At 71.5% G+C, this 20,070-nt stretch carries 18 protein-coding genes; 4 read left to right on the top strand and 14 right to left on the bottom strand.

Annotated features, from left to right (window positions below; translation table 11 throughout):
- Nucleotides 1–14: 14 nt before the first annotated feature.
- The 5 genes from ABT092_RS12010 to ABT092_RS12030 form a co-directional block, all read right to left on the bottom strand.
- Complete coding sequence (locus tag ABT092_RS12010) at nucleotides 15–992, bottom strand: helix-turn-helix transcriptional regulator (protein WP_351242614.1); 978 nt, start codon at nucleotides 990–992, stop codon at nucleotides 15–17.
- A 135-nt stretch (nucleotides 993–1,127) separates the two neighbouring features.
- Nucleotides 1,128–1,499, bottom strand: a complete 372-nt coding sequence (locus ABT092_RS12015; RefSeq protein WP_351242616.1) for an FKBP-type peptidyl-prolyl cis-trans isomerase — start codon at nucleotides 1,497–1,499, stop codon at nucleotides 1,128–1,130.
- 41 nt (nucleotides 1,500–1,540) lie between these two features.
- Nucleotides 1,541–2,539: an FKBP-type peptidyl-prolyl cis-trans isomerase gene (locus ABT092_RS12020; RefSeq protein WP_351242618.1), complete on the bottom strand. Its 999-nt coding sequence runs from the start codon at nucleotides 2,537–2,539 to the stop codon at nucleotides 1,541–1,543.
- A 224-nt stretch (nucleotides 2,540–2,763) separates the two neighbouring features.
- Nucleotides 2,764–4,125 (bottom strand): Pup--protein ligase, encoded by a 1,362-nt coding sequence (pafA, locus tag ABT092_RS12025; protein ID WP_351242620.1) that lies wholly within the window; start codon nucleotides 4,123–4,125, stop codon nucleotides 2,764–2,766.
- 9 nt (nucleotides 4,126–4,134) lie between these two features.
- Nucleotides 4,135–5,406: an MFS transporter gene (locus tag ABT092_RS12030; protein WP_351242835.1), complete on the bottom strand. Its 1,272-nt coding sequence runs from the start codon at nucleotides 5,404–5,406 to the stop codon at nucleotides 4,135–4,137.
- A 153-nt stretch (nucleotides 5,407–5,559) separates the two neighbouring features.
- Between ABT092_RS12030 and ABT092_RS12035 the strand changes: the two genes are divergently transcribed.
- Nucleotides 5,560–6,624 (top strand): LacI family DNA-binding transcriptional regulator, encoded by a 1,065-nt coding sequence (locus tag ABT092_RS12035; RefSeq protein WP_351242622.1) that lies wholly within the window; start codon nucleotides 5,560–5,562, stop codon nucleotides 6,622–6,624.
- A gap of 56 nt (nucleotides 6,625–6,680) precedes the next feature.
- Here ABT092_RS12035 and prcA read toward each other — a convergent pair whose 3' ends face one another.
- The 5 genes from prcA to arc form a co-directional block, all read right to left on the bottom strand.
- A complete protein-coding gene (gene prcA, locus ABT092_RS12040; RefSeq protein WP_351242624.1) occupies nucleotides 6,681–7,478 on the bottom strand; it encodes a proteasome subunit alpha in 798 nt (265 codons plus the stop codon).
- A gap of 47 nt (nucleotides 7,479–7,525) precedes the next feature.
- Nucleotides 7,526–8,371, bottom strand: a complete 846-nt coding sequence (gene prcB / locus ABT092_RS12045; RefSeq protein ID WP_351242626.1) for a proteasome subunit beta — start codon at nucleotides 8,369–8,371, stop codon at nucleotides 7,526–7,528.
- A 348-nt stretch (nucleotides 8,372–8,719) separates the two neighbouring features.
- A complete protein-coding gene (locus ABT092_RS12050; RefSeq protein ID WP_030782898.1) occupies nucleotides 8,720–8,938 on the bottom strand; it encodes a ubiquitin-like protein Pup in 219 nt (72 codons plus the stop codon).
- A gap of 212 nt (nucleotides 8,939–9,150) precedes the next feature.
- A complete protein-coding gene (dop, locus tag ABT092_RS12055; RefSeq protein ID WP_351242628.1) occupies nucleotides 9,151–10,662 on the bottom strand; it encodes a depupylase/deamidase Dop in 1,512 nt (503 codons plus the stop codon).
- A 221-nt stretch (nucleotides 10,663–10,883) separates the two neighbouring features.
- Nucleotides 10,884–12,650, bottom strand: a complete 1,767-nt coding sequence (arc, locus tag ABT092_RS12060) for a proteasome ATPase (protein ID WP_351242630.1) — start codon at nucleotides 12,648–12,650, stop codon at nucleotides 10,884–10,886.
- Nucleotides 12,651–13,106: 456 nt separating this feature from the next.
- Here arc and ABT092_RS12065 point away from each other — a divergent pair, with 456 nt between their 5' ends.
- Nucleotides 13,107–13,421: a ferredoxin gene (locus tag ABT092_RS12065; RefSeq protein WP_351242632.1), complete on the top strand. Its 315-nt coding sequence runs from the start codon at nucleotides 13,107–13,109 to the stop codon at nucleotides 13,419–13,421.
- 16 nt (nucleotides 13,422–13,437) lie between these two features.
- Here ABT092_RS12065 and ABT092_RS12070 read toward each other — a convergent pair whose 3' ends face one another.
- The 3 genes from ABT092_RS12070 to ABT092_RS12080 all read right to left on the bottom strand — a co-directional run bounded on the left by ABT092_RS12070 (nucleotide 13,438) and on the right by ABT092_RS12080 (nucleotide 16,660).
- Nucleotides 13,438–14,019 (bottom strand): hypothetical protein, encoded by a 582-nt coding sequence (locus ABT092_RS12070; protein WP_351242634.1) that lies wholly within the window; start codon nucleotides 14,017–14,019, stop codon nucleotides 13,438–13,440.
- A gap of 192 nt (nucleotides 14,020–14,211) precedes the next feature.
- Nucleotides 14,212–15,114 (bottom strand): tRNA (adenine-N1)-methyltransferase, encoded by a 903-nt coding sequence (locus ABT092_RS12075; protein ID WP_351242636.1) that lies wholly within the window; start codon nucleotides 15,112–15,114, stop codon nucleotides 14,212–14,214.
- Between the two features lie 58 nt (nucleotides 15,115–15,172).
- Nucleotides 15,173–16,660, bottom strand: coding sequence for a site-2 protease family protein (locus ABT092_RS12080; protein WP_351242638.1), 1,488 nt, complete (start codon nucleotides 16,658–16,660; stop codon nucleotides 15,173–15,175).
- A gap of 107 nt (nucleotides 16,661–16,767) precedes the next feature.
- Here ABT092_RS12080 and ABT092_RS12085 point away from each other — a divergent pair, with 107 nt between their 5' ends.
- Together ABT092_RS12085 and ABT092_RS12090 are read left to right on the top strand one after the other, a co-directional pair.
- Nucleotides 16,768–17,715, top strand: a complete 948-nt coding sequence (locus ABT092_RS12085; RefSeq protein WP_351242640.1) for a RecB family exonuclease — start codon at nucleotides 16,768–16,770, stop codon at nucleotides 17,713–17,715.
- A gap of 15 nt (nucleotides 17,716–17,730) precedes the next feature.
- Nucleotides 17,731–18,402, top strand: coding sequence for a response regulator (locus tag ABT092_RS12090; protein ID WP_351242642.1), 672 nt, complete (start codon nucleotides 17,731–17,733; stop codon nucleotides 18,400–18,402).
- 75 nt (nucleotides 18,403–18,477) lie between these two features.
- Here the strand turns inward: ABT092_RS12090 and ABT092_RS12095 are convergent, their stop codons facing one another.
- On the bottom strand, nucleotides 18,478–20,058 hold the full coding sequence (locus ABT092_RS12095) for an ABC transporter substrate-binding protein (protein WP_351242644.1): 1,581 nt from the start codon (nucleotides 20,056–20,058) through the stop codon (nucleotides 18,478–18,480).
- Nucleotides 20,059–20,070: the final 12 nt, after the last annotated feature.

A 20,070-nucleotide genomic window follows, 5' to 3' on the forward strand; every position in this document is an offset into this window, starting at 1 on the left:
GTACGTCTCCCCCTCTAGCCCTTGGCCACGGCGCGCAGCCGGTCCACGACGTCGGCCCGCAGTTCGGCGGGCTCCAGCACCACCACGTCGGGACCGAACTCGACGAGCCAGGCGTCGAGGCCGTGCCCGTACGGGATCTCCAGTTCGTCCCACCCGTCCCCGAGCTCCCGGACGGTCTCCGCCTTGGCCCGCAGCGGGTACCCGGCCCCGGCGCGCAGCCTGATGCGGGCGCTGCGCTCGGCGCCCTCGCCCGCCCAGCGGGCCACGGTCTCCCGGACCGTGACGACGTCCGGCACGGGCGCGCGGTAGGCGCCGGCGCGGCTACGGACCCGGCCGGTGATGCGGGAGAGCCGGAAGACCCGCTCCGCCTCCCGGTCGCGGTCCCAGCCCGCCAGGTACCACTGGCCGCGCCAGCACTCCAGGGCCCAGGGCTCGACCTGGCGGGGCTCGGGGCGGGCGGCGTTGGCCTTGCGGTAGTCGAACTGGACGGGGCGGCGGTCCCGGCAGGCCAGCATCAGCGGTTCGAAGGCGGCCTCGTGGACCGGGATGCGCGGTTCCAGGGCACTGTGGCCGCCGTGCGGGTCGACCTCGTCGGGCAGTCCGGCGGCGCGCAGCTTCTGGAGGGCGCCGCTGGCCGCGCCGGCGAGCCGCGCCTGCTGCCACACCTTGGCCGCCAGGCCGAGCGCTGCGGCCTCCTCGGCGTCCAGGGATATCGGCGGCAGCCGGTTGCTGTCCCGGCGGGCCAGGTAGCCGACGTCGCCGTCGAGGTTCTCGACGGTCTCGATGACGAGCCCCAGCTCGCGCAGGTCGTCCTTGTCGCGCTCGAACATCCGGTTGAAGGAGTCGTCGCTGCCGAGGGCGCCCACACCGGGTCCGAACGCCTCGATGTACGCCTCGATGGAGCCGCGTAGTTCCCGCTTGCTGAGGGGGCGCCGCGTCCCGAGCAGACACAGCGCCAGATTCATCAGCCGCTCGGCCTTGGAGATGGCCATCGACGCCTTACGTCCTCTCGTTCGCCCACCCGCCCGACGACCGTACCGTTTCGGGGCGTCGCGGGAAAAGCCGAGGGCCCACGCCCGAAGGCGTGGGCCCGTGCCCGCGCTCGTTCGCGGGCGACCGCGGTGTCCTCAGACGGCCATCAGGTCGCAGACGAAGATCAGGGTCTCGCCGGGGGCGATCCGACCGCCGGCGCCGCGGTCGCCGTACGCGAGGTGCGCCGGGATCGTCAGCTTGCGGCGACCGCCGACCTTCATGCCCTGGATGCCCTGGTCCCACCCGGGGATGACCTGGCCCGCACCGAGCTGGAACTGGAGCGGCTTGCCGCGGTTCCAGCTCGCGTCGAACTCCTCACCGGTGGAGAAGGCCACGCCCACGTAGTGCACGGAGACGAAGTCGCCCTTGGCGGCGACCTTGCCGTCGCCCTCCCAGACGTCCACGATCTCCAGGTCCTTGGGGGCCTCGCCCTCGGGGAAGTCGATCTCGGGCTTCTCGATGTTCACTCACTCACTCCTGCTCGCACGGATGGGCAACCGTCCCAGTGTTACACCTTCGCGAGGATGTCCACCGAGAAGACCAGGGTCGAGTCCTTCTTGATCGGGGTGCCCTGCGGCGGGGTGTCCCCGTAGCCGAGCGCGGGCGGGATCACGATGAGGACCCGGCTGCCGACCTTCTTGCCGGTGAGGCCCTGGGCCCAGCCCTTGACGACCTCGCCGAGACCGAACTGGGCGAGCTGGCCTCGCTGGTACGAGGAGTCGAACTCCTTGCCGTCCGCCCAGAGCACGCCCTTGTACTGGACCAGGAGCGAGTCGGTGGCCTTGACCTCGTCGCCGTCGCCCTCCAGGACGTACTCCGACACCAGCTCGGTCGGCGCGGCCGTCTTGGGCACCTTGACGGCGGGGGCGGAGCCGTTGGTGTTGGTCCCCACCTCGGGCAGGTCCGCGTCCTGCTGGGGGACGGCCTTGCCCTTGGCCGAGCTCTTGCCGTTGAAGGAGTTCACCACGTCCACCACGAACACCAGGGTGTCGGTGCCCTTGATCCCGGCCTTCTCGTTGCCCGCCTCGCCGTAGCCGAGGCCGGGCGGAACGGCGAGTTCGACCCGGGAGCCGGCCTTCTTGCCCACCAGGGCCATGTCCCAGCCGGGGATGACCTGGCCCACCCCGATCGGGAAGACCGAGGGGGACCCCCGGTCGTAGGAGTTGTCGAAGACCTTCGCGGTGCTCCAGATCTGGCCCAGGTAGTTCGCCTGGAGGTAGTCCCCCTTGGCCACGGCCGTCCCGGTGCCGGCGATGAGGGTCTTCACCGCGAGTTCCGGGGAGGGCTCGCCGGGTCCCTTGGCCACGGTCGGCTTCTCGCCGAACTCCTTGCCCGCGGTGACGTCCGGGAGGGGGCCGGGCACGATCTTCGTGGACTTCTGGGGCGAGGGGCTGGTCGAGGGGGACGAGCTCGCGCTCGCACTGCCCCCGTCGGACGTGTCGTCACCGCATCCGGCGAGCGTCAACAGTCCGGCGGGCACGGCGAGGAGGAGTGAGCGTCGGCGCACGGTGGGGGCCTCGTATCGATCGTTCTGGCGGTTGGCGTCGCGCCACCTTACTGAGTTCCCCGCGCGCTGCGGCGTTCCGGCCCGCGGTCGGCTCCACCGGGCCCGTGGGCGACGCGGCACCACGGGTAAGGGGCGCCGCACGATGAACGCACGACGCCCCCGGAGCGTTCCGACCCACCGGGACCTGACGGCCGGTGCGGCCGCCGGGACGCCCCCCGGGCCGGTCACATGCCGGCGATCAGCTTCTCCACCCGGTCGTCGACGGACCGGAAGGGGTCCTTGCACAGCACGGTGCGCTGCGCCTGGTCGTTGAGCTTGAGGTGGACCCAGTCGACGGTGAAGTCCCGTCGCTGTTCCTGGGCCCGGCGGATGAAGTCGCCGCGCAGTCGGGCGCGGGTGGTCTGCGGGGGCACCGACTTGCCCTCGAAGATCTTGAGGTCGTTGCAGATCCGGGCGGCCTGGCCGCGGCGCTCCAACAGGTAGTACAGCCCGCGGCGGCGGTGGATGTCGTGGTAGGCGAGGTCTATCTGGGCGACCCGCGGGTGGGACATGCTCATGCTGTGCTTGGCCCGGTACCGCTCGATCAGCTGGTACTTCATGACCCAGTCGATCTCGGTGGCGATCCGGTCGAGGTCCTCGGCCTCGATGGCGTCCAGCGTGCGGCCCCACAGCTCCAGCACCTGCTCGACCGTTCCGGTGCGGATGCCGCGCCGCTCGCAGAAGTCCACGGCCTTCTCGTAGTACTCGCGCTGGACCTCCAGCGCGGACGCCTCCCGCCCGCTGGCCAACCGGACCTTGCGCCGACCGGTGATGTCGTGGCTGACCTCGCGGATCGCCCGGATCGGGTTCTCCAGCGTCAGGTCCCGCATCACGGTGCCGGCCTCGATCATCCGCAGCACCAGATCGGTGGCGCCGACCTTGAGCAGCATGGTGGTCTCGGACATGTTGGAGTCGCCGACGATGACGTGGAGCCTGCGGTAGCGCTCGGCGTCGGCGTGCGGTTCGTCACGGGTGTTGATGATGGGACGGGAGCGGGTCGTGGCCGAGCTGACGCCCTCCCAGATGTGTTCCGCCCGCTGGCTGACGCAGTAGACGGCGCCGCGCGGGGTCTGGAGGACCTTGCCCGCGCCGCAGAGCAGTTGTCGGGTGACGAGGAAGGGGATGAGGATGTCCGCCAGTCGGGAGAACTCCCCGTGCCGGGCCACCAGGTAGTTCTCGTGGCACCCGTAGGAGTTTCCCGCCGAATCCGTGTTGTTCTTGAAGAGGTAGACGTCGCCCGCGATGCCTTCTTCGTGCAGGCGGCGTTCGGCATCGACGAGCAGCCCTTCGAGAATGCGCTCGCCGGCTTTGTCATGGGTGACCAGTTCGGTCACGTTGTCGCATTCGGGGGTGGCGTATTCCGGATGCGATCCGACATCGAGGTACAGACGGGCACCGTTGCGCAGGAAGACGTTGCTGCTCCGGCCCCATGACACGACACGGCGGAAGAGGTACCGCGCCACCTCGTCGGGGGACAGTCGCCGCTGTCCCCTGAACGTACATGTGACGCCGTACTCGTTCTCCAGCCCGAAAATGCGGCGGTCCATGACTGAACATTACGCCTGATGCCCGTTACTGAAACCGGGTTCGGCCGTACCGTTCCGATCATTTTCCACAGTCCCGACCGCCACGGTGGTGACCGTGACCGCACGCGGCACGGCCGCGAGGGCGCTCCGGGCGACGACGAGCACCAGCAGCGCGACGGTCCCCGCCGCGGCGGGGACCGCGAACGCCGCCCGGGCACCGCCCCACTCCACCACCGGCCCGGCCACGGCGGTCCCCACCGCGGCGCCCACGCTGAACGTGGTGACCAACCAGGAGAACGCCTCGGTCACGGTGCCGACCGGGGCGTGTCGGTCCACGACCACGAAGGCGCAGGCCAGCGCGGGCGCCAGGAACACCCCGGCCAGTGCGCTCAGGAGGGTCATGGCCACCGGTCCGGGCACCAGGGTCAGCGGCAGGTAACACACGGCCAGCAGCGCCACCAGGACCCGGAGCCGGGGCTCCGGGGCTCCGGCCCACGGGCGCGCCCCGTACACCGCGCCGCCGACCAGCGCGCCGAAGCCGACGGCCGCCATCAGCCAGCCGTACACCGCGCCCCCGCCGCGGCCCTCCGCGTACGAGGAGCCCGCCACCGCGATGGCGCCCAGGGCGGCGCCCACGCACAGGAAGGCGGCCAGCAGGGTGAGCAGTCCGCGCGAGCGCAGCGCCCCCAGCCAGTGGGCCTCGCGCGGGGCGGAGCGCCAGGCGCGGGACGGCTCGGAGGTGACCACGGACAGCGCGCCGAGCACCCCCAGGGCGTTGATGACCAGCAGGGCGACCGAGGGCGACCACACGGCCACGCACAGGGTCACCAGCAGCGGTCCGAGGGTGAACATGACCTCCTGGGCCACCGCGTCCATCGCGTACGCCCGGTGCACCTGGCCCTCGTGGGGCAGCACGGAGGGCCACAGCGCCCGCAACCCGCCCTCCAGCGGCGGTGCGAAGAACCCGGACACGGCGACCGCCGCGTACGCCACCGGGAGCGGGTCGGTGCCGACGAGGGCGAGGAGCACGGCGCCGAGCGCCGACAGCAGCGAGGCCGGCAACTGGACGCCGGGCTGGCCGCGCAGGTCCACCAGTCGGCCCAGGAGGGGCTGCCCGACCGCGTGGGTCAGCCCGTAGACCGCCGCGAGGCCGGCCGCGAGCCGGTAGCTGCCGCCCTCCGCGCGCACCAGCAGCAGGATCGCGATGGTGGCGGTGGCGTTGGGGAGCCTTCCCACGAGGGTGCCGACCAGTAGCCGCGCGGCGTGCCGCGCCCGGAATATGTCGCCGTACCCCCAGGCCATGTCGGCCCTCCCCACCCATGAAGTGTTACGTATAACGTCAGCCCCGCATACGTACCATGTGAGCAATCCGGCGGTCCACCCGCGTTCCGGCCGTTCCCGACCGGGCGGCCCGGCGGGAACGGGCAGGACGGCACCGCACGGCAGGAGACGACGATGAGGACCCAGGGCCCCGGCGGTCAGGAGACGGCCGCGGGGACACGGCGCCCGGCGCCCGGCACCCGGCCCACCAGCCGGGACGTCGCCCGGGCGGCGCAGGTCTCGCAGGCGGCCGTCTCGCTGGTCCTGGGCGACAAGTGGCGGGGGCGGGTCGCGGAGGCGACCGCCGAGCGGGTGCGCGCCGCCGCGCGCGACCTCGGCTACCGCCCCAACGCCGCCGCCCGCACCCTGCGGCTGGGCCGGACCCGTACGGCGCTCCTCGTCGTGCCCGTGCTCAGCAGCGACTTCTTCGCCGGGGTGCACGCGGGTGCCGCCCGGGTGGCGGCCGAACACGGCTTCGGCGTCGTGCTGTACCCCTTCGACACCGTCTCCGAGGAGGCCCCCGACCCCTTCGCCTCGGCCCGGGCCGCCCTGGACGGGGTCATCGCCTCGTCCATGACCCCGGACGCGGTCGCCGCGATCAGGGGCGATGCGCTGCCCCTGGTCATGTTGGACTCCGACCCCGCCGCCGAACCGGGGGCGGCGGTGGTCAACGTGGACGTCGCGGACGGCCTGCGGCAGGTCGCCGCGCACCTGCTCGCCCTCGGGCACCGTCGGGTGCTGCACCTGGGCGCCGACGTCGACTCCTGGACCTTCCGGGTGCGCGCCCGGGCCCTCGCCGAAGCCCTGGGCAGCTCCGTGGAGCGGCCCGGGCGGGTGGTCGCCCCGCTCCGCGTCGACGCCGCCCGGGCCACCGCGGAGGGCGTCCTGGCCCGGCCCGCGGATCGCCGGCCCACCGCGGTGGTGTGCGACAGCGACCTCCTGGCCGCGGGCGTCCTCAAGGCGGCCCGCAGCCTCGGCCTGCGGGTGCCGGAGGACCTCTCCGTGACCGGCTTCGACGACCTGTCCCTGGCCACCGCCGTCGACCCCGAACTGACCACCGTCCGGCTGCCCGCCGAGGAGGTCGGCGCCCAGGGGATGCGGGCGCTGCTGGCCCTGCTGGACGGCGAGCGGTTCCCACCCGTGAACCTGCCGGTCGCCCTGGTGCCCCGGGGGTCCACGGGCACCGCGCCCGGGGTCTGAGCACACACGCCGAAGAGGGCCCCGGCTGCGGCCGGGGCCCTCGGTGCGCGCGGGGGCTACGCCTCGGAGTCGGGCGCCCCGTCCTCGTCCTTCGCCGGCGTGTCGGCGGCCGCGGCGTCCTCCGCCGTCGCCCCGGCCCCGCCGTCCGGCCGCGCGCCCTCCTCCAGCAGCTGGACGAGCTGGCGCCCCACGATCCGCTTGAACTTGCGCTGCTGGGGGCGGGCGCGGTCCAGGACCGCCACCTCCAGGCGCTCGGCGGGGATCTCCCGCTCGGTCCCGTTGGTGTCCCGGGACAGCGCCTGCACCGCCAGCCGCAGCGCCGCGGCCAGCGACATGCCGTCCTCGTGACGCTGGTCCAGGTAGTTGCTGATCTGCTCGGCGTTCCCGCCGACCGCGACCGAACCGTGCTCGTCCACGATCGACCCGTCGTGCGGCAGCCGGTAGATCTGGTCGCCCTCCGGTTCGTCCCCGACCTCGGCGACCACCAACTCGACCTCGTAGGGCTTCTCCGCCGAGCTGGAGAAGATCGTGCCGAGCGTCTGGGCGTACACGTTCGCCAGACCGCGGGCCGTCACGTCGTCGCGGTCGTAGGTGTAGCCGCGCAGGTCGGCGTAGCGCACCCCGCCGATCCGCAGGTTCTCGTACTCGTTGTACTTGCCGGCGGCGGCGAAGCCGATCCGGTCGTAGATCTCGCTGAACTTGTGCAGCGCGCGGGACGGGTTCTCACCGACGAACACGATGCCGTCGGCGTACTGGAGAACGACCAGGCTGCGCCCCCGGGCGATGCCCTTGCGCGCGTACTCCGCCCGGTCGGCCATGGCCTGCTGAGGTGAGACGTAGAACGGCGTAGACACCGGCTGTCCGCCCCTTCCTGTGAGTGGTTACGGTTTCGGCAGGCGGTTCAGAGCAGGGCGGCACGGGGGCCGTCGGGCTGCTCCAGGCGCCGCTCCAGAATCGAACGCGCGATCTCGGAGGACTCGACCTCCGTCAACCTGCGGAATCCGTTCTCGGTGATCACGGTCACGATCGGATAGATCCGCCGGGCCACGTCGGGACCGCCGGTCGCCGAGTCGTCGTCGGCGGCGTCGTACAGCGCCTGCACCACCAGGGTGGTGGCCTGCTGTTCCGTCAGGTCCTCGCGGAAGAGCTTCTTCATCGAACCGCGGGCGAAGATCGACCCGGAGCCGGTGGCCGCGTAGCCCTGCTCCTCGCTCCGACCGCCCGTGACGTCGTAGGAGAAGATCCGGCCCCGCTCCCGGTCCACGTCGTAGCCGGCGAAGAGGGGCACCACGGCCAGGCCCTGCATGGCCATCCCGAGGTTGGAACGGATCATCGTGGACAGCCGGTTGGCCTTGCCCTCCAGGGAGAGCTGGACGCCCTCCACCTTCTCGAAGTGCTCCAGCTCCAGCTGGAACAGCTTCACCATCTCGATGGCGAGGCCGGCGGTCCCGGCGATGCCCACCGCCGAGTACTCGTCCGAGGGGAACACCTTCTCCATGTCGCGCTGGGCGATCATGTTGCCCATCGTGGCCCGCCGGTCGCCGGCGAGGACCACGCCACCGGGGAAGGTCACGGCGATGATGGTGGTGCCGTGCGGCGCCTCGATCGCCCCCTTCACCGGAGGCAGGGCGCGGTTGGCCGGAAGCAGATCCGGCTGGTGCGCCGAGAGGAAGTCCACGAAGGACGACGACCCCGGCGTCAGGAAGGCAGCTGGTAGACGCCCGGTGCCACGGTTGTTGGCTTCCACGAGATTCCTCCCAGGTTAAGCGGCAGCCCTGCGGACGGTGTCGGGATCGGCGCCCAACTCGCCGATGGCCGAATTGCCGTTGAAGCACGGTACGCCAGGGACCTTACCCGCCTCACGGCCGTGATCCACATGCGTGGTCGGGCCGGTTGGAACGGCGGGTGGCGGCGGGACGACGGCAGCTGCGTCCGCACGGGCGCGACCCGTCCTCGGACTGGTCGGGCCCGTCGGCCGCCCCGCGGTCGGGGAAACGGTGGTGCGTGGCCGGGGTCCGGCCACGCACCTGGGAACACCGGCCCCGCCCTCACGGGCGGGGCGGGGCGGAATTCGTCCGTCCGCCCCGCCCGGCTCCTACTGCCCGCCCTTCTGCACGAAGGAGCGCACGAAGTCCTCGGCGTTCTCCTCCAGGACGTCGTCGATCTCGTCGAGGACGGAGTCGACGTCGTCGCTCAGCTTCTCCTGGCGCTCCTTGAGGTCCTCGGACGCCTGCGCGTCCTGCGCCTGCTCCTCGGTCTCCTCGGTGCTGCGCGTGGCCTTCTGCTGTCCGCCGCCGGTGTCCTTGGTCGCCATCAACCCTCACCCCGCTCGGTTCGCCCGACTCAGTTCGATCGGTCAAGATCAGACCCTACAAGCTGGGCCCGACATCGGCCCCCGCGTTCCGTACTCCCGGTGTTCCCGGTCCTCTCCGTCCTCCGTACGACGAAGGGGGTCATCACCATGATTCCCGGCGGCGGGGCCCTTCAGCCCCGTCCGGCCCGGTTTCGCCGGCGCCCCGGCACCGGTCAGCCGCCGGAGAGCACCTTGACGAGGTCCTCGGCGGTGCGGCACCGGTCCAGGAGCGCCTCGACGTGCTGGCGCGTTCCGCGCAGCGGCTCCATGGTCGGCACCCGCTGGAGCGAGTCCCGACCGGGCAGGTCGAAGATGACGGAGTCCCAGGAGGCGGCCGCCACGTCGTCGGCGTACTGTTCCAGGCACCGTCCCCGGAAGTAGGCCCGGGTGTCCTCCGGCGGCTTGGTGCGGGCCCGCTCCACCTCGTCCTCGTCCAGGATCCGCTTCATCCTGCCGCGGGCCACCAGCCGGTTGTAGAGGCCCTTCTCCTCGCGGACGTCGGCGTACTGGAGGTCCACCAGGTGCAGTCGGGCGGCGTCCCAGTCGAGGCCGTCCCGCCGCCGGTAGCCCTCCATCAGCTCCCGCTTGGCGACCCAGTCCAGCTCGCCGGCGAGGCTCATCGGATCGTTCTCCAAGCGGTTCAGCACGTCCTCCCAACGGGTGAGGACGTCCTTGGTCTGCTCGTCCGCATCGGCCCCGAACCGTTCCTCCACGTACTTGCGGGACAGTTCGAAGTACTCCATCTGGAGCTGCACGGCGGTCAGCGTGCGACCGCTGCGGAGCGTGACGAGCTGTCGCAGGCCCGGGTCGTGCGAGACCTGGTGGAGGGTGCGCACGGGCTGGTCGACGGCGAGGTCCACGGCGATGAAGCCGTCCTCGATCATCGACAGGACCAGGGCGGTGGTGCCCAGCTTGAGGTAGGTGGAGGTCTCCGACAGGTTGGCGTCCCCGATGATCACGTGGAGCCGCCGGTACTTCTCGGCGTCGGCGTGCGGTTCGTCCCGGGTGTTGATGATGGGCCGCTTCAGGGTGGTCTCCAGGCCGACCTCGACCTCGAAGTAGTCCGCGCGCTGGCTGATCTGGAAGCCGTGCTCGTGGCCGTCCTGGCCGATGCCGACCCGCCCGGCCCCCGTCACGACCTGCCGGGAGACGAAGAAGGGCGTCAGGTGGCGCACGATGTCCGAGAAGGGGGTCTCCCGCTTCATCAGGTAGTTCTCGTGCGTCCCGTAGGAGGCGCCCTTGTTGTCGGTGTTGTTCTTGTAGAGGTGGATGGGCTGGGCACCCGGCAGCTGGGCGGCCCGCTCCGCGGCCTCCGCCATGATCCGCTCCCCCGCCTTGTCCCACAGGACCGCGTCCCGCGGGTTGGTGATCTCCGGGGAGCTGTACTCGGGGTGGGCGTGGTCCACGTAGAGCCGCGCACCGTTGGTCAGGATGACGTTGGCGAGACCGATGTCCTCGTCGGTGAGCTGGCTGACGTCGGCGGCTTCGCGCGCGAGGTCGAACCCGCGGGCGTCGCGCAACGGGTTCTCCTCCTCGAAGTCCCAGCGGGCCCGGCGGGCGCGGTGCATCGCCGCCGCGTAGGCGTTGACGATCTGGGACGAGGTGAGCATGGCATTGGCATTGGGGTGGCCGGGGACGGAGATGCCGTACTCCGTCTCGATGCCCATTACTCGCCGTACGGTCATGCGGCCCTCCTTGCCCGGCGCGCCCCCGGTCGGGGGCCGCGCTCACCTACCGCCGGTGCTCCACTGGGCGTGCGGTGCCGGTCCCCGCACGGCGCGGCGCGGCGGTACGGTCGAGCCTATGCCGCTCGACACCAGCGGGGAGATCGTTTCCGTCATTGCCGTGTCGCCGGCCGCACGGTCGGCTGCGGGGGGCCCTGCCCGCCCGCAGCCGAGCGGCGTGCCTAGAGGTACTGACCGGTGTTCGCCACCGTGTCGATGGAGCGGCCGGTGTCGGCGCCCTGCTTCCCGGTGACCAGGGTGCGGATGTAGACGATCCGCTCGCCCTTCTTGCCGGAGATCCGGGCCCAGTCGTCCGGGTTGGTCGTGTTGGGCAGGTCCTCGTTCTCCTTGAACTCGTCCACGCACGCCTGGAGGAGGTGGGAGACCCGCAGACCCTTCTGGTTCTGTTCGAGGAACGCCTTGATCGCCATCTTCTTGGCGCGTCCCACGATGTTCTCGATCATGGCGCCGGAGTTGAAGTCCTTGAAGTACAGGACCTCCTTGTCGCCGTTGGCGTAGGTGACCTCCAGGAAGCGGTTCTCCTCGGACTCGGCGTACATCTGCTCCACCGCGGTCTGGATCATGCCCTGGACCGTGGCGCCGCGGTCGCCGCCGTGCTCGCCGAGGTCGTCGCCGTGGAGCGGGAGGCGCTCGGTGAGGTACTTGCCGAAGATGTCCTTGGCCGCCTCGGCGTCCGGACGCTCGATCTTGATCTTCACGTCGAGCCGTCCGGGGCGCAGGATCGCGGGGTCGATCATGTCCTCGCGGTTGGAGGCGCCGATGACCACCACGTTCTCCAGGCCCTCCACGCCGTCGATCTCGGCGAGGAGCTGCGGGACGATGGTGTTCTCCACGTCCGAGCTGACGCCCGAGCCGCGGGTGCGGAAGAGGGACTCCATCTCGTCGAAGAAGACGATGACCGGGGTGCCCTCGCTGGCCTTCTCGCGGGCCCGCTGGAACACCAGGCGGATCTGGCGCTCGGTCTCGCCGACGTACTTGTTGAGCAGCTCCGGGCCCTTGATGTTGAGGAAGAAGCTCTTGCCCGCGGCCTGACCGGTGACCTCGGCGACCTTCTTCGCCAAGGAGTTGGCCACCGCCTTGGCGATGAGGGTCTTGCCGCAGCCGGGCGGGCCGTAGAGCAGCACGCCCTTGGGCGGGCGCAGTTCGTGCTCCTTGAAGAGGTCCGGGTAGAGGTAGGGCAGCTCGACCGCGTCGCGGATCATCTCGATCTGGTTGCCCAGACCGCCGATCTGCTCGTAGCCGATGTCCGGGACCTCCTCCAGGACGAGTTCCTCGACCTCGCTCTTGGGCACGACCTCGTAGACGTAGCCGGAACGGGGTTCGAGCAGGAGGGCGTCGCCGGGGCGGATGGTGACGTCGAGGAGGGGTTCGGCGAGCCGGACCACGCGCTCCTCGTCGGTGTGCCCGACGACCAGGGCGCGTTCGCCGTCCTCCAGGACCTCCTTGAGGGTGACGATGTCGCCGACGCGCTCGTAGGTCATGGCCTCGACCACGTTGAGCGCCTCGTTCAACATGACTTCCTGGCCGCGCCGCAGTCCGTCGACCTCGACGCTCGGGCTCACGTTCACCCGGAGCTTGCGGCCCCCGGTGAAGATGTCGACGGTGCCGTCCTCGTTGGCCGTCAGGAAGACGCCGAACCCGGCCGGCGGCTGGGCGAGCCGGTCGACCTCTTCCTTGAGGGCCACGATCTGGTCGCGGGCCTCACGGAGCGTGTTCGCGAGGCGTTCGTTCTGTGCGGACACACCGGCAAGGTTGGTCTGTAGCTCGACGATCCGCTCTTCGAGAATCCGCGTGTGGCGCGGTGAGTCGGCGAGCTTGCGCCGCAGTACGGCGATCTCCTGCTCAAGATCGGCGATCTGACCGGCCGGGTCTTCGGACCCTCGACCCGGGCGGATGCCGCGGTTCATGTCATCGTCGTGGGCTGCCACGGTCCTCACCTCCTCCAAAGGGAGCTGGACGCTTCCTGACCCTACCTGGGTGGGTGACGATTGAAACCCCTAGATCACAAAGACCGTGGGGGTGTGTCCGATCTTCACCCTTGCGCTCTCCCTCACGCCAGGGGAATACCCACGGAATGACCTCTGGAAGCGGCCGGGTATGCCCGGGAACCGGTCAACACCCAACAGACTGCGGCCGACTTGTGGGGGTGGCACGCCCCTCGGCGGACGAAACGGTGCATCTCCTGTGACGAGCGCCACGCACCCGGGAGCACCGTCCCGACCGGGTTTTCGGCCAGCGGCGGGGATGTCAGGCACCTCACGCTCCGTGTCCCGGGCCGGGGGCTCCCGCCCGGCTCGCGGGCGGTTGTTAAGGTCGGTCGTCAGGCACCCGCGGGCACGGTCACGTCGGGTGCGCGGGTCGGGAACACGGCAGGAGCGACGACGGTGGGGCAAGCGGACCGGTCGGACGGACTCGGCGGCGACGGCGCCGAGCTGGAGGTCTGGATCGACCAGGACCTGTGCACGGGCGACGGCATCTGCGTCCAGTACGCCCCGGAGGTCTTCGAGCTGGACATCGACGGGCTGGCGTATGTGAAGAGCGCCGACGACGAGTTGCTCCAGGAGCCCGGCGCGACCACCAGGGTGCCGCTGCCCTTGCTGCGGGACGTGGCCGACTCGGCGAAGGAGTGCCCCGGGGACTGCATCCACGTGCGGCGGGTGGCCGACCGGGTCGAGGTGTACGGACCCGACGCGGCCTGAGCGCCTCCCGGCGCCGTCACGCCCCGAAGGCCGTCCCCGCGTCGGTGCTCGTGAAACGGCCGTCGCGCCAGGTCCAGGTGGTGCGTCGGCGCTCGTCCGGGCAGCAGTTGGGCACCTCGCGCGAGGAGTAGCCGAGCAGCGTCGCGGTCACCGAGCCCGCGCGCACGCCCAGCTCGGCGACGTTGAGCCGCTCCGCGGGCCGGACCAGGGTCGCCACGACCCGGGGGTCGGCTCCGGGCACCCGACCGCGGGTGAGGACGTACACGCCGTTCGGCGGGGTCCCCATGGCGGTGTCGCAGCGCGCCACGGCGACGGTCTCCGGGCTGCCGTCCCCGTCCAGGTCACCGGTGGCCTTCTTGATCACCCGGACCGTGACCGGGCCGCAGTCGATCGGGAAGGTCACCTCGGCGGGGTCGGGCGCGGGGCCCGGGGCGCGGGGCGCTTCGGCGGCGGAACGCCCCGGCTGGACGGCGGTCGCCGGATCCGGTTGCAGGACGGAGGAGGCCGCGATCACGCCGGCGAGCGCGGTGGCGGTGGCCACCCAGTGGATGGGCCGGGTGTGGGTGTGCGCCAGTTCCGGAACGGCGGGTTGCTGCACGAGGAGTGTCTCCTGTGAGGGCTGTGCCGGTGGGGTGGCCAGCATCGTGTCACACCCGCACGGGGCCGGGGAACGGCGGGGCACGGAACGACTGAACGCCCGGACGGCTCGGCCGGGTTCTCCCGTGGGATCGGGAACTCGACGGAGCCGTCCGGGCGTTGGGTGGGTGACCGACGCGCCGGGGCGGGCGGCTCAGCGGGGGGCGCCGCCATCGGCGTTGGGGCCGGCGTAGTCCTCGCCGTAGGCGCCCTTGGCGGGGCGGCGGCGGCGCATCGGGGGCTCGACGCCGTCGGCGAGGCGCCGGGCGGTGAGCAGGAAGCCGGTGTGGCCGATCATGCGGTGGTCCGGGCGGACCGCCAGGCCCTCGATGTGCCAGTTGCGGATCATCGTCTCCCAGGCGGTCGGCTCGTTGAAGCAGCCGATCTCCCGGATGGACTCCACGGTCCGGGCGAGCTGGGTGGTGGTGGCCACGTAGCAGCAGAGGATGCCGCCGGGGACGAGCGCCTTGGAGACGGCCTCCAGGCACTCCCACGGGGCGAGCATGTCGAGGATCACCCGGTCGACGTCGGTGTCGGACAGGTTGTCCTGGAGGTCCCCCACGGTGAGCTGCCAGGCCGGGTGCGGGCCGCCGAAGTAGCGCTCCACGTTCTGCCGGGCGATGTCCGCGAAGTCCTCACGGCGCTCGTAGGAGTGGAGCATGCCCTGGTCCCCGATGGCCCGGAGCAGGAAGCTGCTCAACGAGCCGGAGCCCACCCCCGCCTCCACGACGCGGGCGCCGGGGAAGATGTCCGCGAAGGAGAGGATCTGCCCCGCGTCCTTGGGATAGACCACGGCGGCGCCGCGGGGCATGGACAGGACGTAGTCGGGGAGCAGGGGGCGCAGCGCGAGGTAGGCGACGTTCCCCGTGGTGCGGACAACGCTGCCCTCGGGGGAGCCGATCAGCTCGTCGTGCGGGAAGGAACCCTTGTGGGTGTGGAAGTTCTTCCCCGCTTCGAGCGTGAACGTGTAGTGGCGTCCCTTGGGGTCGGTGAGCTGGACCTGGTCCCCGACCTTGAAGGGCCCGCGGCGGCGGGCGGCACCGGTCGGTTCGGACATGTGACCAGCCTACCCGCCGTCCCGGGGGGCTCGGACCACGGACGGGCCCGGGCCCGGTTCAGGAGGGGCGGGCCATGGCCCGGACGAAGGCCCTCTCCACGTCCGTCGCGGAGAGGACGCCGTAGATCTCGCCGGAGTCCTCGACCACCAGGTACTCGGTGGCGGGGGCGGCGCGCAGGGCGTCCAGGAGGTCCTCGCCGGCCAGCTCGGCGGAGACCCGCATCCCGTCGGTCAGGTCCTGGGCGAGGTCGCTGACGGCGACCCAGGGTCGGCGGTGCTCGGGGACGCCGACGATCGCCGCCTCCCGGACCACGGCGAGCGGTTCCCCGTCCGGGGCGACGACGACCAGGGCGCGGGCCCCGGCGTCGTTGGCGCGCCGCAGCGCCTCGGACAGGGGGGTGTCGGTCTCCACCGGGACGGCGCGGCGGGTCAGGGTGCGGGCCTGCAGTTCGGGCAGGTGCTCCCGGAGCCGGGCCATGCGCAGGCTGTTGCCGGCCCCGGTCCAGATGATGGCGGCGAGGATGGCGGCCAGCAGGGCGTCGGTGATCGTGTCCATCGCGCTGATGTCGTCGGACGCGGGGCCGAGCAGACCGGACTGGGTGAGCAGGGGCAGGCCGATCAGGACCGAGACGGCGAGGCCGCGCCCCACCCAGGCGGCGGCGATGGTGCCGCTCATGGGCTTGCCGGTGATCTTCCAGACCACGGCGCGCAGCATCCGACCGCCGTCGAGCGGCAGGCCCGGCAGCAGGTTGAAGGCGGCCACGATCAGGTTGGAGATCATCAGCCCGGCCAGCAGCACTCCGGGGACCGTGTCGGGCTCGACGAACAGCATGCCCGCGTAGAAGACCGCGGCGAGCACCAGCGACAGCAGCGGTCCGACGAAGGCGAGGACGAACTCCCGGCCGGGGGTCTCCGACTCCTTCTCGATCTCGGAGACGCCGCCGAAGAACTGGAGCTGGATGCGGCGCACCGGCAGCTTGAAGCGGAGGGCCGCGACGGTGTGCGCGAGCTCGTGGACGAGCACGGAGGCGTAGAACGCGACGGCGAAGAACAGGGAGACCAGGTACCGGGCGCCGCCCAGCTCGGGCAGGACGCGGTCGAGCTGGCCGCCGAAGACCCAGGTGATCAGGGCCGCCACCAGGAACCAGCTGGGGGCGACGTAGACGGGGACGCCGAAGGGGCGGCCCATGAGGATGCCGCCGCCGGGCTCCTTGGTCCGTTGCCGCTGGTCCGGGCCCGCCCCCGGTGCCCCGGGGCCTGCCGGCGGATCGGTCGGCGGGGGCGTGTGGGCGTACGGGTGGCGGGGCGCCCGGTCCGGGGGCCCGCCGTGCTGGGGGCCGCTCGAAGGGGGCGGGCCCTTGTCGGGGTCCGTGGGCGGGGTCGCCGCGGCGGGGGCCGCGGGGGTGTCGGGGGCGGGTGTCCCGTCCGCGGGTGCGGCACCGGGCCGGGCGTCGGGGGTGACGTCCGGGTGGTCCGGGTGCGGGGGCCGTCCGGCCGCCGCGTCGCTGTCCGGCTGCGGCTGACCGCTCCCGCCGCTCTCAGTCACGGTGTCCCCTCGTTCGGTGTCCCTCGCCCCCGATCATGCAGTGCGCGGGGGGCCGTGGTCGATGGTATGCGTCCTGGTGTCGGTGGCGGGCCGTAGGGTCTGTCCCCATGGAGACCCGTACCGGCGAGGCCGTGGCACCCGCGCGCCCGGATTCGTTGTCGCCGTCCCGTGCGAGCGATTTCATGCAGTGTCCGCTGTTGTACCGCTTCAGGGTGATCGACAAGCTGCCCGAGAAGCCCAGCGCGGCGGCGACGCGCGGCACCCTGGTCCATGCCGTGCTGGAGCGGCTGTTTGACGCTCCTGCCATCGAGCGTACGGCGCCGCGGGCGAAGGCGCTGGTTCCCGGCCAGTGGGAGCGCATGCGCACGGCGAGGCCGGAGCTGGCCGACCTCTTCGCGGCCCCGCAGGACGCGGCGGAGCCCGACCCGGACGGCACCGGCGACGCGGACCGGCTGGCCCGGTGGCTGGCGGAGGCGGAGTCCCTGGTCGAGCGGTGGTTCACGCTGGAGGACCCGACCCGGCTGGAGCCGGCCGAGCGCGAACTGTTCGTGGAGGCGCGGCTGCCCTCCGGCCTGCGGCTACGGGGGATCATCGACCGGGTCGACGTCGCCCCCACCGGCGAGGTCCGGATCGTCGACTACAAGACCGGCAAGGCTCCGCGCCCCGAGTACGCGGAGGGCGCGATCTTCCAGATGACCTTCTACGCGCTGGTGGTGTGGCGCCTCAAGGGCCTGGTGCCGCGACGTCTGCAACTGGTCTACCTGGGCAGCGGCGACGTCCTCACCTACGACCCGGTGGTCGCGGACCTGGAGCGGGTGGAGCGCAAGGTGCACGCCCTGTGGGAGGCGATCCGGCAGGCCACCGAGACCGGCGACTGGCGCCCCCGGCGGACCAAGCTGTGCGGCTGGTGCGACCACCGTGCGGTCTGCCCGGAGTTCGGGGGGACTCCCCCGCCGTATCCGCTGGCGCTCGGGCCCCGGGACGGGGCATCGGGCGGGGAGCCCGGGGCGGCACCGGCGAACGGCCCCGAACAGGGCAGAATGGGCCCGGACTAGCCGAAGGAGACTCACGTGGCCATCCGTGTCCTACTCGTCGACGACCAGCCGCTGCTGCGCACCGGGTTCCGGATGATTCTGGAGGCCGAGGCCGATCTCGCGGTCGTCGGCGAGGCCGGGGACGGCCTCCAGGCGCTCGACCAGGTCCGCGCGCTCCAGCCCGACGTGGTCCTGATGGACATCCGCATGCCCCGCATGGACGGGGTGGAGGCCACCCGGCAGATCACCGGCCCCGATCGGGACGGGCCGGCCAAGGTCCTGGTGCTGACCACCTTCGACCTCGACGAGTACGTGGTGGAGGCGCTCAAGGCGGGGGCGAGCGGCTTCCTGCTGAAGGACGCGCCGGCGAACGAGTTGGTCCAAGCGATCCGGGTGGTGGCGGCGGGCGAGGCGATGCTCGCGCCGAGCATCACCCGCCGGCTGCTCGACAAGTACGCCGACCACCTCCCCTCGGGGGACGAGCCGGTGCCCGACACCCTGCACACGCTCACCGACCGCGAGGTGGAGGTGTTGAAGCTGGTGGCGCGCGGACTGTCCAACGCGGAGATCGCGGCGGAACTCTTCGTCAGCGAGACCACGGTGAAGACGCACGTGGGCCACGTGCTGACCAAGCTGGGCCTGCGGGACCGGGTCCAGGCGGCGGTGTACGCCTACGAGAGCGGACTGGTGCGCCCCGGCGCCCAGTGACCGCCCGGATCCCACGCGAACGGGCCGGGCCGGGACCCGCGGGGGTCCCGACCCGGCCCGTCGACAGCCGGTGGCTCAGCTCTTGTTGATCTCCCAGAAGCGGAACACCGTGGAGGCGTCGAGGCAGTTCTCCAGCCCGTAGACGCCGTCCTGGACGACCGCGTACTGCTTGGCCTGCCAGAGCGGGACGATGGGCACCTCGCGCGCCACGATCTGCTGGAGCTCGCCGTACTCGTCGTTGGTGGCGCCGCGGTTGCTCTCGGCGGCGGTCGCCGGGATGAGGTCCCCGGTGATGGTGCGGTTCTCGTAGTTGTTGCCCAGCACGTTGCCCTTGCCGAAGAAGGGCTGGGTGAAGTTGTCCGGGTCCGGGTAGTCCGGCACCCAGCCCTTCACGTACACGCCGTACTTGTTCGCGGCGATGGCCTCGTCGTACCGGTCGATCTCGATCGAGCGGACCTCGGCGTCGAACAGCCCGCTGTCGTTCAACTGCCGGGCGATGGCCTTGAACTCCTGGTCGGTGGAGGGCCCGTAGCGCACCGGCGTCGACCACAGGGTCAGCTTCACCTTGTCGGTGATGCCCTCCTCGGCGAGCGCCGCCTTGGCCTTGGCCCGCTGCGGACGGCTGCCGTACTCGTCGAAGAACGCCGTGTTGTGGGCGGTGATCCCGGCCGGGATGATGGAGTACAGCGGTTCGGCGGTGGAGTCGTAGACCTCCTGGACGAGGGCCTCGCGGTCGATCAGGTAGGCGATCGCCTTGCGGACCCCCTTCTTCCCGACCACCGGGTCCTTCAGGTTGAAGACCAGGTGCTGCACCTCGGCGCTGCTCCCGGCGACGACGTCGATGCCGGAGGCGGTGCTGGTGTCGGTCTCGATCTCGGCGATGTCCTTGGCCGCGAGGCCGCGGTAGGCGACGTCGACCTCCTTGCCGAGCAGCGCGCGCTTCAACGCCTTCTGGTCGCCGCGGAAGAGCCGCAGGGTGATCTTGGAGTTGCGGAGCTTGGCGGTGCCCCGGTACGCGTCGTTGCGGGAGAACTCCGCCCGGTCCTCGGCGAAGGAGTCGAGCGCGTACGGGCCCGAGCCCACCGCCTCGCCGTCCGTGCGCAGCTTGTCCGCGGGGTACTCGCGGCGGTCCACGATCGAACCGGCACCGGAAGCGATCTTGCTGGGGAAGGTGGCGTCGGGGACGTTCAGCCGGAAGACGACCGTACGGGCGTCGGGCGTCTGGACCTCGTCGAGCATGGGGAACATGATCGCCGGGCCGGCATCGTCATTGATGCGCATCATGCGGTCGAAGGAGTGCTTCACGTCGGCCGAGGTCAGCTCGTTGCCGTTGCTGAACTTGAGGTCCTTGCGCAGGATGCACTCGAACACCTTGGTCTCCACGTCGGTGAAGCCGCAGCGCTCGGCCGCCTCCGGCTCCGGTTCGGTGCTGCCGACGGGGAAGCTCAGTAGGGACTGGAACACGTTGTTGAACAGCAGCCACGAGCCGGGATCGTATCCGGCGGCGGGGTCGGTGGACTGTACGTCGTCGGACATGCCGACCACGACGGAACCACCGCTACCGGAACCGCCGTTCTCCGTGCCGCAGCCGGTCAGGGTGGCGGCGGCCAGTCCTGTCGCGACGGACAGGGCGGACCACTGGGTGCGCTTCTTCACTATCTACCTTGG

The organism is Streptomyces sp. NPDC002490 (genome assembly GCF_040296045.1).
Taxonomy (GTDB): Bacteria; Actinomycetota; Actinomycetes; order Streptomycetales; family Streptomycetaceae; genus Streptomyces.

Excerpts from the sequence above, each read along its gene's own strand:
- ABT092_RS12010 (WP_351242614.1), bottom strand. The coding sequence starts at position 992 with ATGGCCATCTCCAAGGCCGAGCGGCTGATGAATCTGGCGCTGTGTCTG.
- pafA (WP_351242620.1), bottom strand. The coding sequence starts at position 4,125 with ATGGACCGCCGCATTTTCGGGCTGGAGAACGAGTACGGCGTCACATGT.
- ABT092_RS12030 (WP_351242835.1), bottom strand. The coding sequence starts at position 5,406 with ATGGCCTGGGGGTACGGCGACATATTCCGGGCGCGGCACGCCGCGCGG.
- ABT092_RS12035 (WP_351242622.1), top strand. The coding sequence starts at position 5,560 with ATGAGGACCCAGGGCCCCGGCGGTCAGGAGACGGCCGCGGGGACACGG.
- ABT092_RS12050 (WP_030782898.1), bottom strand. The coding sequence starts at position 8,938 with ATGGCGACCAAGGACACCGGCGGCGGACAGCAGAAGGCCACGCGCAGC.
- dop (WP_351242628.1), bottom strand. The coding sequence starts at position 10,662 with ATGACCGTACGGCGAGTAATGGGCATCGAGACGGAGTACGGCATCTCC.
- ABT092_RS12075 (WP_351242636.1), bottom strand. The coding sequence starts at position 15,114 with ATGTCCGAACCGACCGGTGCCGCCCGCCGCCGCGGGCCCTTCAAGGTC.
- ABT092_RS12085 (WP_351242640.1), top strand. The coding sequence starts at position 16,768 with ATGGAGACCCGTACCGGCGAGGCCGTGGCACCCGCGCGCCCGGATTCG.